Here is a 12,701-nt window from a genome sequence, read left to right as displayed (position 1 = left end):
CAATTATCAAATAAAAAAGCGGAACGGCCAATCGCCGGTTCCGCTTAAAACTGTAACAAAAACTATCTTTTTACTTAACGCCGTTTGCTGCGTCGATAATTACTTTGGCAACGGCCTCGGGTTGCGAAATAAAAATCACATGGCTGCCTTTAATTTCGGTTATTTTAGCACCAGCACGTTTGTACATAGTACGCTCAATATCAGGCACAATGCTTTTATCTTCGGTAGCCACTATGCCATAGCTTGGTTTGGTTTTCCAGGCGGCTTCGGTAATAGGAGTTACAAAGCATTGAACCGAGGTTGGTCCTTGTGAGGCAAACATAAAGTCAGCCTCGCTCTGGCTCAGATCAGCGGCAAAGCCGCCATGAAATTTAGCTTTATCATAATAAACAAAGCCTTTATCATCTGGCGGCAAAATTCCGTTTTCAGGTGCCGGAGGGGCAGATTGTACCCATTTTATAGTGTTCTCACCTTTATCCGGTGCGAAAGCGGCAATGTAAACCAACGCTACTACTTTTGAATTATTCCCGGCTTCGGTAATTACCGTACCGCCGTAAGAGTGGCCAACCAAAACTGTGGGGCCATCCTGTTTATCCAGGATCCGGTTGGCGGCATCAACATCGTCCTTTAAAGAAGTTAACGGATTTTGAACCACGGTAACATTATAACCCTTTTTGGTGAGGATCTTATACACAGCCTGAAAGCCCGAGCCATCGGCAAAGGCACCGTGTACCAGTACAATGTTTTTAACTTGCTGCGCCTGGGCAGCAGTATTGAAGGCAAACAGACTGCCTGATAAAATAACTACTGCAACTAAATATCTATTCAGGCAGGTTTTCAATGATTTGGTTTGCATTTTGTTTCGGAGTTTAATTTTCACAAATGATGTTAATGATTAATGTTCTTAACACACTAATTCAAACTGCGCTCCAAAAACACAAAACACTTTAAAACAATACCTTAAACAAACAAATCATCAACCACAATAACGATATATCGGTTTTTCATGACGATACTATCCGTATATCATCACCTGTTATCCATTAGCCATCGCTACAATATCCTTCCCGTCCAGAATCCAGCGGCCGGTACCACGGTTTACCGTATTGATCATGGCTTTACCTATTTCCTCCAGCGTAATAAACCCTTTGGAGTAAATCAACCTGCCAATGGGATACATCCAGGCAATGTATTTATAAAACGACAGAGTATTTTTTGCCCCTTTAAAGCTTTTCATAAATCCGGGCCTGAAATTAAACACCTGCTTAAAGGGCAGCTTCATCAAATCATTTTCGGTTTTACCTTTTACGCGCGCCCACATGCTGCGGCCTTTTTCTGTGCTATCAGTACCGGCGCCCGATACATAACAAAAGGTCATATCAGGATTGATAAAGCTCAATATTTCCGCCACATGCATGGTAAGCAGGTAGGTTACTTTATAGTAAGCCTCCTCGCTCATGCCAACAGATGAAACCCCTAAACAAAAAAAGCAGGCATTGTACCCTTGCAGCTGATCCTGAATGGGAGTGAGGTTAAAAAAATCGGCATGGATAATTTCCTTTAATTTAGGATGCGTAATGCCGCTTGGTTTCCGGTTAATGATCAATACCGATTCAACCTTATCGCTCAATAAACATTGATGCAATACACCCTCGCCTACCATGCCTGTGGCGCCTGTTATAATAGCCTTTATTTTATTATTTGTTTCCATGATACTGATGTAGCCGATTATAAGTTTAAAATATTGTATCTTATTGCAGATTTATTTACCTATTCCTATACCGTGTGTTAATTATATGTTACAATACAAACAATTATATAACCATAACGCTTTAACAATAAATTAGTTGAAGATGCCGAAATGGTTAAAGATAACCTTAAAGATCGCCGGGGCGCTCGTGGGTTTAATTATAATTTTGTTTATTGCCCTTACTGTTTATGTTAATTATAATAAGCAGAAGGTGCTTGCTATGATCACCTCCGAGCTCAATAAAAATATTAACGGCACACTAACTATCGGCACTATTGACCCAACACTATTTAAAGGCTTCCCCGGCGTATCTGTTGAGTTGAAAGATGTGGTATTGAAAGATAACCGCTGGGCCGAACATCATCATACCTTACTCACCGCCAAAGATCTGGAAGTGTCGGTAAACGCATCAGCCCTTTTAAAGGGCGAAGTAGTGATTAATAAAATAGATATCAGCAATGCCGATATCGACCTGTTTACCGATAGCACCGGCTACAGCAATACATCGATATTTAAAGCAAAACCCAGGGTTGAAAAAGATCCTAAAGAGAAACAAACCAGCTCTTCAACACAAATTGGCAGGTTTTCGTTAAATAAGGTAAACTTTGTTGTTGACGACCGCCATGCTTACAAACTGTTCAAATTCGCGGTGAATGATATCGAGGGGCGGATGGAGTATCCTGCCAAAGGCTGGAATGCAGGTATCGACCTGAATACTATGGCAAACAGCTTTTCCTTTAACACCAGAAAGGGAAGCTTCATGAAAAACAGACTTTTAAAGGGACATTTTGATATCAGCTATGATGATAATTCGCAGGTTATTAATGTGGCACCTAATAATTTAAATATAGGCGATAATCCGTTTACCGTAGGCGCTCAATTTAACCTCAAATCACCCGAAACTGATTTTACCATCAATCTTAAGGTAGACGATATTTTGTGGAACGATGCCGCTAACCTACTGGCTGCCAACATCACCAAAAGCCTCAAAATGTTCGATCTGACAAAGCCAATTGATGTTACCTGCGACCTGAAGGGAAGCTTTGGGGGCGGCGGCGATCCATCCATTTATGTTACGGCTAAAGTAAAAGATAACATATTGAAAACCCGTGGAGGCACTATCGAAAATTGCAGTTTTAACGGCATATTCAGCAATAACTACATCAATGGCAAAGGTTTAAATGATGATAATTCGGTCATTAAGCTTTATCATTTTAACGGTAGCTATAAAGATATTCCTTTTACTATTGATACCGCGTTTATCAACAACCTGAACACACCGGTGGCTACAGGGATTTTCAGATCACACTTTCCGGTTACCAAACTTAACCCGGTTATAGGTGATGAAAGCCTGAGGTTTACCAAAGGTATTGTTGATTTAAAACTGGCCTATAAAGCCGATATTGTAAATTTCAAATTCACCAAGCCCTTTGTCACCGGCAATGTGGACATTAAAAATGCCGATGTTAACTACCTGCCCCGGGGGCTGGTGTTCAAAAATAACTCCATTGCTTTGAAATTTACAGATAAAGACCTTTATATCAATAATATCCGTCTTCAAAATGGCAGTAGTATAGTTTATATGCAGGGTAAGGTGAGCAATTTTTTGAACCTGTATTATACCGCGCCCGAAAAGATCCTGATAGTATGGCAGATTACCAGTCCCCAAATCCGTTTGGGCGAGTTTTTGGGATTCCTGAATAGCCGGCAAGGATCAGGGGAAAGCAGCGGTGGCAGCGGCAACAGGGGCATAAGCCGTGCCGCGAGTAAAAGGGTAACCAACCAGTTAAATACCGCTTTTGATAAAGGGCAGGCCGAACTTCACCTGCGTTTAGCTAAAGTATATTATAAAAAGTTTTTAGCCACCAACGTAAACGCTGATATTTTACTGGCCGATAATACCATGAAAATGCGCAATGTAAGCCTTAAAAGCTCGGGCGGATCATTAAACTTAAGCGGCCTTGTGGTGCAGGGGCCAACCAACAATTTTGCTATCAGTACCACCATTAACCATGTGAATACTAATACATTCTTTGCATCGTTTAACAATTTTGGGTTAAAGGATTTTACGAGTGATAACCTAAGGGGCTTCCTTTCGGCAAGGACTGATATTAAGGGGGGCATCAATAACGCGGGTAACCTGGTGCCTAAATCAATAAGGGGAACCGCGATGGTAAACCTGAAAGAGGGTGCCCTGGTCAATTTTTCGCCGATAAAAAGTGTGGGTAAATTTGCGTTTCCCTTCCGCGACCTGGATAACATTACTTTTGGCGACCTGAAAGCCCAATTTGATATCAATGGTGATAAAATCAAAATAGCCCCGATGCAAATTAACTCCAGCGTATTGAATATGGATGTGGAGGGTGTTTATTCCTTATCGCGCGGCACCAATATCGCGTTGGATGTACCCTTACGCAACCCTAAAAATGACAGCAAAATTGAGGACGAAACCCAACGCAATAAAAAACGTATGAAAGGTATCGTACTGCACATACTTGCTACTGATGGAGATGATGGAAAAATAAAAATTAAATGGAATAAGAACCATAAAAAAACAAAGGCAGACAATGATGACCAGAAGACAGATGATACCCAGCAAGCGCCCGAACCTAAACAAGATTAGCTTAAGTTCACGAAATCTTCACATTAACCGTTGTTTCATGGTGTTTAAATGACACTATAATAGCAAATAAATGCTTATCTTTGTGCCGTTCATTATAGGGTAATATGTTGATTAAACATTTATTGGTTAGCACATTATTTTAAAACTTTTAAACCGCTCGTTCCTTACAGCAATAATATCAGAAGAAAACCCTCGTTTTAAATATTAAATACTTATCCCGGGTTCACAAATAAAGAAGGAAGCAAAGTTTAATGTAGTCTGTTTTACCTCCGGTTGTTTAACCCGGCACATGTATCTTATTGAACCGTTTTTAGCTTAATAATCTGTATTAAAAAATGAGACAACTTAAAATATCCCAATCAATCACTAACCGTGAATCAGCATCGCTCGAAAAATACCTGCACGATATTGGCAAGGTAGATTTGATCACAGCTGAGGAGGAAGTGATCCTGGCGCAAAAGATTCGTGAGGGCGACCAGGTAGCGTTAGAACGTTTGACAAAAACTAACCTTCGCTTTGTGGTATCGGTTGCTAAGCAGTACCAAAACCAGGGCCTTACCCTGGGCGACTTAATAAACGAAGGAAACCTTGGTTTGATTAAAGCAGCAAAACGCTTTGACGAAACCAAAGGTTTTAAATTTATTTCATATGCCGTATGGTGGATCCGTCAGTCAATCCTGTCGGCCATTGCCGAGCAATCACGTATTGTACGTTTACCATTGAACCAGATTGGTTCATTGAGTAAAATCCATAAAGCAGCTTCAAAACTGGAGCAGGAATTTGAAAGACAACCAACACCCGAAGAACTTGCAGACAACCTGGAAATTTCGGTTGATAAAATTGCCGATTCGATGAATAATGCCGGCAGGCAGATCTCAATGGACGCACCTTTTATCCAGGGTGAAGAAAACACCTTACTTGACGTTTTGGCCAGCTCTGATGCTGCAACTGATACCGAAGTAATGGCCGATTCTTTATCACAGGAAATTAAACGTTCATTAGGTATCCTTGCCGAACGCGACCGTGAAGTGCTGATGTTATTCTTTGGCCTTGGTGGCCATGCACCACACTCTTTAGAGGAAATAGGTGAAAAATTTGATTTAACCCGCGAACGTGTTCGCCAGTTGAAAGACAAAGCTTTGATGCGTTTACGTCACAATTCAAAATCAAACCTGTTACAATCATACTTAAACTAATCCAGGATATATCCGCCTGAGTTTTTATACCAAAAACGCGAATGAGTAAATTGTTCGCGTTTTTTTGTGGGGTGTAGTTTAAGATTTTTTTATTCTCCCTTCAAATGCTCCGGTCATTGTTTCAACTATCAATAAATAGAAGCTGATCCTTGCCAATTCCGCCATCTTAGTGCTTTGTCTTTTATATAATAAAACCAATGCCTTTTTTAATGAAACCGCCAGCCTATCCCTACCTGAAAAGTCTGATAAGTTTTACTATAATTCCCCAGGCCTGTGCTGATTTGATAAGGTTTGAGTAACTGATAATTGCCACTGATGTCAAATTTTCGGATATGCAGGGTAACACCGCCCGTGAATCCAATGTTGATCTTATTCAGACTTGTGCTGTTCAGTGCCGATTTGATCTCTGCGCTATGGTATACGGTATCACGGAGATCCGCTATTGGCGCAAGTTTTGTGCTGATAGCAGATTGTTTAAGCGGAAAGCTGATAACCGGCCCGGCTTTGATGCTTAGTAAGTTGGACAATTTATATTCCAACGTGATGGGAAGATCTAAAACGATTACTTTTCGGGCATCTATCACCGTAAAAGGCGGCAGAGAATCGGGGCGATAATAACTGTCATGGGTGAAGCTGCCTGAAAGGGCCCGGTAAGTATTAACCCGAACACCTGTATTGATTAATAATCGTGACGTTAAAGCGTAAGCACCAAAACCGCCGAAATAAAAACTACTGCTATTACCGCCACCAATGTTTAAACCTGTTTCTACCCCATAATTGTACTGCGGTGTTATAATTTCCTGGTAATCCTTAACTTTAGACAGTTTGTTTTTTATCGGTTTGGCATTAGTTTCTTTTGACTTCGCCACGTTTTGATTGCCTGTCGTCTTTTTTTGATTGTGCGGTTTATTACTGTTACCGATACTGGTTTCACTCTGTTGTTTATCGTTCCTGACTGTTAAGCTTGCGTCATCGGCTCCTGTATCACTATTTCCTACCTTTCCGTTAGGTGCCGGCAGTAATTGATTGGGCGGAAGAGAGGGCATAGCAAGCTGGTTATTTTTCAGGCTTTGATTTGCGGCGACATTAACATTGGCCTTATTGGTTGCCGTTAAATTATTGTCAACAAGTGGCGCACCCTTTGATTGAACATTTGGTAACCCGGTAAATGAAGGCTTGTTCCCTGCAGCATGAACGAAATTGTTATTATGCCCCGCTGTTTGTTTTCCCTTTTTAGTGGTAAGATCGGCGCTGGTTATTTTGAGTCCAGGATAATGGATGACGGTTCCTGTTTTGTTATGATTATGCGCATAGGAGGCATTTGCCCGCAGTACATTCCTGCCTGAATAAACTGTTGATGGCTTTGGACTTGAACTATCCGCGCTAATAAATTCCTTCGGTGGGTGCCCCGGGGATTGCGGCTTTTGGCTGTCATTAGCAACACCCGAAGTATCATTTACCGGGGTTATAGACTCAACTGTATCCGCGTGGTTTTGTCCCGCTATGCTATCTGCATAAACCAAACCGATTTTTTTTATGGAATCGGCCCGGTGATCGCGGAGCTCCCTTGTCTTATTGGTTTTGCTTTGATCGGATAGCGTTAATTTGTAATACATACCGGCACCAACGATAACAACAACCGGCAATATATATCTTAAAAATATTTTGATCAGCTTTGTTCCGAATGAATAATCAGGCCGACTGGCCGGGGTACTGCTAACAGGCATTTGTTCGTCAAGCAAAGCCTTCATACCCGCCCATTCAGAACCTGTCTCCCTTACAGGCAGTTCGTCCAGCTTCTTAAGCCAAAGTTTTTGATACCATGCTGAATTTTTCATGTTGTCTTTTTGGTTTCAGTTGGTTGATCAATACTATTGGGGGTGGATTGCAGCATTGCCCTGAGCTGTTTCTTAGCTTCAGACAAATGCCATCTGGAAGTGCTCTCACTGATGCCCACCTGTTCAGTGATCTCTTTATGGGAATAGCCATCAATCACGTAGAGGTTAAACACCAGTTGTGTCGCTGCGGGTAACCGGCGGATCTCCTTCAGGAGATCTTCCGCATACAATTTACTCAAAACAGTCGGTGCGATAAAAACATCTGCAATTTCTTCCTGGCTGTTTACATCGTTAAACTTAGCTTCTTTCCTTGCCAGGTCGATGCAGCACCTGACCATGATCGTCCTTATCCAGGTCCCTAAAGCTCCTCTTTGTCCGTCAAATAAGGTTATATGCTGAAATACTTTTAAAAACCCGGCATTTAGCGCTTCCTGAGCAAGTTCATCCGACTTTAAATAACGGAAACATAAGCGCAACATTTCGGCATGAAAAAGTTTATATAAACTTTCCTGGGCCTGCCTGTCGTTGGCTTTACAGCCTTTAATCAGCTTGGTATCCGGCTTAGCAAACAAATTCATCCAGGTAGTTCAATTGTCGGGTATATATCAGTTTCCAGTAGGATTACGCAGCCCGTAAACCAAACGCTGGGTTAAAATAATTTTTTTTTATAATATATTTTTTTGCACAGAACGGTATGTTTTACCAGCGTTTTTTTCCCGACAGACGTAATGTTGATAAAAACATGCAAATATGTTCTATCAGGAAAGTTACGGCCGCCACAGTGAATGGTATAATCAGCATTTCCCGACAAGGGAGTCCAAAATAAACCACTACCTAACGGCAAAGTCTGCAGGGAGCGGCCACATCGCGCACTGGATACAGCAGATTTTTTTTAATTGCCTTGATCCTTTACTTGTAGAACAAGGCCAAAACTGGCTCACTGTAGGAGATGCCTATGGATTTGACGCGCAGTATATTTTAAACAAAAACTGTTTGGCGGTGGCCACAGATCTGAAAACTGATTTTTTAGCAGTGGCAAAAGATGAAGGCATCATCTCGGCATACGCCGCCGAAAACGCGGAACACTTATCTTTTAAGGATAACACGTTTGATTATGTGCTTTGTAAAGAATCATACCACCATTTTCCAAGGCCCTATGCCGCTATTTATGAAATGATCCGGGTGGCTAAAAACGGGATCATAGTCATTGAACCGCAAGACCCGGTTTCCAAAATACCCATACTGTTATTGCTTCAGAACCTGTTGGCCTCAAGGCCCCGGCTCCTTCATAAAGTATGGCCAAACCGGTTTTCATTTGAACCGGTTGGCAATTTTGTTTATAAAGTGTCGGAAAGGGAATTTGAGAAGCTCGCAGCCGGTTTACACCTGCCAATGGTCGCCTTTAAACATATTAACCCCAATTTTTATTTCAAAGGGGCCGACAGCATAATAGCCGACCGTGCAAACAGGCAATTTTTATCGATCAAACGAAAAAAACAACTATTGGACTTATTGGTCAGGTTTAAGATTATACCAGGGCAGGTATTAGCAACCGTCATCTTTAAACAGATGCCGGATGAAGGTACCATTAAAATGCTTAGAGCAGACGGGTATAAACTGATTAACATTCCCGCAAATCCATACCTCGGCGATACCATATAGCCCAATAAGGTTTTTGATTTGACTTAATGTGTTTTATATTTGGCAGGCCTGCTTGCCGGGAAGCCACGCTGTGCGTGGTAAGCTTGCTCCTGTTGGTGTTGTCACCATAGGTGTTCGGAAGAAATAAAAAAGCGTTGGATTTAAAAAAGGAATCCCGCCAAACAAAAAAGCCTTCCAAACTAAATTGAAAGGCCTTCCTCAACATCTGCACATTTAAAATCTGCACATCTGCAATCAAAAATTTATTTCATCAGTTTGATAAAGTCATCAAACAAATACCTTGAATCATGCGGACCAGGTGATGATTCCGGGTGATACTGTACCGAAAATGCTTTTTTACCTTTTACACGGATCCCTTCTATCGACTGGTCGTTCAGGTTAACGTGAGTGATCTCCACTTTATCCGAAGCACGCACTGCTTCTGGCACTACGCCAAAACCGTGGTTTTGTGAAGTAACCTCACAATGGTTAATGATGATATTTTTTACCGGATGATTTAAGCCGCGATGACCGTTAAACATTTTTTGAGTTGGGATATCGTTAGCCAAAGCCAGCAACTGGTGCCCTAAACAAATACCGAACATCGGTTTATCAGCAGCTAAAATTTCTTTTACTGTTTCAACCGCGTAAGGCATAGCAGCAGGATCGCCGGGGCCGTTTGAGATAAAATAACCTGTTGGGGCAAAATCCTTTTCCATTTCGGCATAGGTAGTTTTTGCCGGGAATACTTTGGCATAAATCTCGCGCGAATCAAAATTACGCAGGATGTTTTTCTTTACACCAAGATCAAGCACCGCTACACGGTAAGGCGCTTCTTCATTACCAAAAGTATAAGTTTCGGTAGTTGATACCTGCGATGAAAGCTCAAGGCCATCCATTGATGGTACCAGGTCGAGCTTTGCTTTCAGCTCATCCAAGTCCAATATTTCTGATGAGATGATAGCGTTCATAGCACCTTTATCACGGATATGACGAACAAGCTGGCGGGTATCAATATCAGAGATACCTACAATATTTTGCTCCTGGAAATAATCCTGTATCGATTCATCAGCCTGTTTACGGCTGTAGGCAATGTTGTAGTTTTTACAAACCAGGCCTGCAATCTGGATCCTGCCCGATTCAACTTCTTCATTAGCAATACCGTAGTTACCAATGTGTGCATTGGTGGTTACCATAATTTGCCCAAAATATGAAGGGTCGGTAAAAATTTCCTGGTAGCCGGTCATGCCGGTATTAAAACAAATCTCGCCGGTGGTGGTACCCATTTTGCCCGCAGCTTTACCATAAAAAACGGTACCGTCGGCAAGCAGCAATATAGCCGGTAATTTGGTGAAATAGTTCATCGCTTAAAAAAATTGAAAGGGTTAAATGATCGGATCGCCTGGTTCAAAGCCCCGTGAAAACTGATAGAAATAATGAAGTAAGGAACTTCCGGATTCACGGCGCAAAAGTAGAAAATAATTTCGGATTTCGGATATGGGATTTTGGATTTATTTTAATTTCGATTTCGAATGTGGAATTTCGAAATTATTTTTTGATTTCGGATTTCGGATGTGCGATTTCGGAATTGTTTTGATTTAGAATGTGGAATCGGATTTGATTTGGATTTCAGATGTAAAATTTCGGAATTTGTTAAGTTAACGGGCAAACTGTTTCACGATAGCATAGCAAAAAAATAAAAAATCCGAAATCGAACATTCGAAATCCGAAATCAATATACGACATACCAGAAAAATCGCATCCGAAATCAAAATTCCGAAATCCGAAATCATACGTACCTTTGCATCGCCGATAAAACATTTATCAATGTCTGTAAATAAAGAAATAAAGCGAATCACCACCAACACCATCCAGGAGATGAAGGTTCGTGGCGAAAAGATCTCTATGCTTACCGCATATGATTATTCAATGGCTACTATAGTTGATGATGCCGGGACTGATATCATCCTTGTTGGCGATTCGGCCTCAAATGTGATGGCCGGGCATGAAACTACGCTACCTATTACCCTTGATCAGATGATCTATCATGCATCATCTGTTGTACGCGCGGCAAAACGTGCGCTGGTGGTTGTCGATCTGCCATTTGGCTCATACCAGGGCAATTCAAAGGAAGCTCTAAATTCTGCCATCCGCATCATGAAGGAAGCCGGGGCCCATGCTGTTAAAATTGAAGGCGGTGTGGAAATAGCCGAATCGGTTAGCCGAATCCTGACAGCCGGCATCCCGGTAATGGGCCACCTTGGCCTTACGCCACAATCGATATATAAATTTGGCACCTACACCGTACGCGCCAAACATGAGGCCGAAGCACAAAAGCTGCGCGAAGATGCCCTTAAGTTGCAGGAGCTTGGCTGCTTTGGCATAGTACTGGAAAAAATCCCCGCCAAACTGGCTCAGGAAGTATCTGAAAGCCTGCAGATTCCTACAATAGGTATTGGCGCAGGGCAGCATTGTGATGGCCAGGTATTGGTGATTCATGACATGCTGGGTATTAATAAAGGCTTTAAGCCCCGCTTTTTGCGCCAATACTCCAACCTGTATGATATTATGCACGACGCGATCAAAAATTATAATACCGACGTAAAAAGCAATAGCTTCCCTAACGAGAAAGAACAATATTAATTAGCTTATAGTTGATAGTTCATAGATCATAGCAAAAAGGATGGCTATGAACTATCAACCATGAACCATGAACTAAACACAAATGCCTCGCCCTGAATTTAATTATAGCAGCAACGACATTACCGATAAGGATGTCCTTTATGAGGATAACCACCTTATTGCCATAAATAAGCGCGCGGGCGATATTGTGCAGGTTGATGAAACCGGCGATGAGCCGTTAGATGAAAAAGTAAAAAAATACATCGCCCAAAAATACAGCAAACCCAATGGCGCGTTTTTAGGCGTAGTACACAGGCTGGACAGGCCTGTAAGCGGTGTGATCCTGTTTGCTAAAACCAGCAAGGCACTCGACCGTATCAACAAAATGTTTAAAGCCCGCGAAATGCATAAAACCTATTATGCAGTAGTTCGCAAAAAGCCATTTCCCGAAGAAGGCACCCTGGTACACTGGCTGGTAAAAAACTCACAAAAAAACGTAACCAAAGCCCATGACCGCGAAGTACAGGGCAGCTTACGTTCAGAGCTGAGCTATAAATTGGTTGGCGAACTAAACGGATATTATTTAATTGAGGTTGACCCGATAACCGGCCGTCCGCACCAGATCAGGGTACAGCTTTCAACTTTGGGTTGTCCTATTGTTGGCGACAATAAATATGGTTATCCCCGTGGCAGTCTGCGCAAAAGTATTTGCCTGCATGCCCGTAAACTAACTTTTGTACACCCTGTTAAGAATGAACCCGTTGCCATTATTGCACCTGTACCACGCGATGGTTTTTGGGAAAAGTTTGAGGGAATGATGGTAGGGTGATTGGTGTGGTACCGTGAAAATATCACAAGTGCTGGGAAGACGCAGATCAGTTGAAAATGGTGGAAAAAAAGCCATGTCATTTCGAGGAGGAACGACGAAGCAATCTCGTAGCTATACAGAGCGGACACGCATTAGCTACGAGATTGCCACGCTGCGCTCGCAATGACCTGTTTTTAAGTAGTCCCATTTTCAAACATCTGTG

Annotated in this window: 10 protein-coding genes; 5 read left to right on the top strand and 5 right to left on the bottom strand. The window is 42.0% G+C overall.

Annotated features, from left to right (window positions below; translation table 11 throughout):
* Positions 1–70: 70 nt before the first annotated feature.
* Both AC59JO_RS16580 and AC59JO_RS16575 read right to left on the bottom strand, forming a co-directional pair.
* A complete protein-coding gene (locus tag AC59JO_RS16580) occupies positions 71–880 on the bottom strand; it encodes an alpha/beta hydrolase (protein ID WP_497306558.1) in 810 nt (269 codons plus the stop codon).
* 156 nt (positions 881–1,036) lie between these two features.
* Positions 1,037–1,711, bottom strand: coding sequence for an NAD-dependent epimerase/dehydratase family protein (locus AC59JO_RS16575; protein ID WP_497306556.1), 675 nt, complete (start codon positions 1,709–1,711; stop codon positions 1,037–1,039).
* A 142-nt stretch (positions 1,712–1,853) separates the two neighbouring features.
* Here AC59JO_RS16575 and AC59JO_RS16570 point away from each other — a divergent pair, with 142 nt between their 5' ends.
* Together AC59JO_RS16570 and AC59JO_RS16565 are read left to right on the top strand one after the other, a co-directional pair.
* Positions 1,854–4,373, top strand: coding sequence for an AsmA family protein (locus AC59JO_RS16570; protein ID WP_497306554.1), 2,520 nt, complete (start codon positions 1,854–1,856; stop codon positions 4,371–4,373).
* Positions 4,374–4,708: 335 nt separating this feature from the next.
* On the top strand, positions 4,709–5,569 hold the full coding sequence (locus AC59JO_RS16565; protein ID WP_090528912.1) for a sigma-70 family RNA polymerase sigma factor: 861 nt from the start codon (positions 4,709–4,711) through the stop codon (positions 5,567–5,569).
* A 206-nt stretch (positions 5,570–5,775) separates the two neighbouring features.
* On the opposite strand, the gene AC59JO_RS16560 is transcribed toward AC59JO_RS16565, so the two are convergent.
* Both AC59JO_RS16560 and AC59JO_RS16555 read right to left on the bottom strand, forming a co-directional pair.
* Positions 5,776–7,407, bottom strand: coding sequence for a hypothetical protein (locus AC59JO_RS16560; RefSeq protein ID WP_497306551.1), 1,632 nt, complete (start codon positions 7,405–7,407; stop codon positions 5,776–5,778).
* Positions 7,404–7,985: an RNA polymerase sigma factor gene (locus tag AC59JO_RS16555; RefSeq protein WP_497306549.1), complete on the bottom strand. Its 582-nt coding sequence runs from the start codon at positions 7,983–7,985 to the stop codon at positions 7,404–7,406. Before AC59JO_RS16555 ends, AC59JO_RS16560 begins: the two co-directional genes overlap by 4 nt.
* Positions 7,986–8,157: 172 nt before the next feature.
* Between AC59JO_RS16555 and AC59JO_RS16550 the strand changes: the two genes are divergently transcribed.
* Positions 8,158–9,069 (top strand): class I SAM-dependent methyltransferase, encoded by a 912-nt coding sequence (locus AC59JO_RS16550; protein WP_413669641.1) that lies wholly within the window; start codon positions 8,158–8,160, stop codon positions 9,067–9,069.
* Between the two features lie 242 nt (positions 9,070–9,311).
* On the opposite strand, the gene carA is transcribed toward AC59JO_RS16550, so the two are convergent.
* Positions 9,312–10,412, bottom strand: a complete 1,101-nt coding sequence (gene carA, locus AC59JO_RS16545) for a glutamine-hydrolyzing carbamoyl-phosphate synthase small subunit (RefSeq protein WP_497306547.1) — start codon at positions 10,410–10,412, stop codon at positions 9,312–9,314.
* A 463-nt stretch (positions 10,413–10,875) separates the two neighbouring features.
* On the opposite strand from carA, the gene panB reads away from it, so the two are divergent.
* A complete protein-coding gene (gene panB, locus AC59JO_RS16540; RefSeq protein ID WP_090528921.1) occupies positions 10,876–11,691 on the top strand; it encodes a 3-methyl-2-oxobutanoate hydroxymethyltransferase in 816 nt (271 codons plus the stop codon).
* Positions 11,692–11,773: 82 nt separating this feature from the next.
* The gene (locus tag AC59JO_RS16535) at positions 11,774–12,499 is read left to right on the top strand and encodes an RluA family pseudouridine synthase (RefSeq protein ID WP_413669643.1); all 726 of its coding nucleotides are present in this window, start codon (positions 11,774–11,776) and stop codon (positions 12,497–12,499) included.
* Positions 12,500–12,701 lie beyond the last annotated feature (202 nt).

The sequence above is a fragment of the Mucilaginibacter sp. A5337 genome (genome assembly GCF_059690695.1).
Note: the sequence above shows the minus strand (reverse complement) of the source record. Positions and strands in the feature narration are given on the sequence as shown.

Bases quoted from the DNA above. Each gene is read 5' to 3' on its own strand.
- AC59JO_RS16550 (WP_413669641.1), top strand. From the start codon at position 8,158: ATGTTCTATCAGGAAAGTTACGGCCGCCACAGTGAATGGTATAATCAG.
- panB (WP_090528921.1), top strand. From the start codon at position 10,876: ATGTCTGTAAATAAAGAAATAAAGCGAATCACCACCAACACCATCCAG.
- AC59JO_RS16555 (WP_497306549.1), bottom strand. From the start codon at position 7,985: ATGAATTTGTTTGCTAAGCCGGATACCAAGCTGATTAAAGGCTGTAAA.
- AC59JO_RS16560 (WP_497306551.1), bottom strand. From the start codon at position 7,407: ATGAAAAATTCAGCATGGTATCAAAAACTTTGGCTTAAGAAGCTGGAC.
- AC59JO_RS16565 (WP_090528912.1), top strand. From the start codon at position 4,709: ATGAGACAACTTAAAATATCCCAATCAATCACTAACCGTGAATCAGCA.
- AC59JO_RS16535 (WP_413669643.1), top strand. From the start codon at position 11,774: ATGCCTCGCCCTGAATTTAATTATAGCAGCAACGACATTACCGATAAG.
- AC59JO_RS16570 (WP_497306554.1), top strand. From the start codon at position 1,854: ATGCCGAAATGGTTAAAGATAACCTTAAAGATCGCCGGGGCGCTCGTG.
- AC59JO_RS16575 (WP_497306556.1), bottom strand. From the start codon at position 1,711: ATGGAAACAAATAATAAAATAAAGGCTATTATAACAGGCGCCACAGGC.
- carA (WP_497306547.1), bottom strand. From the start codon at position 10,412: ATGAACTATTTCACCAAATTACCGGCTATATTGCTGCTTGCCGACGGT.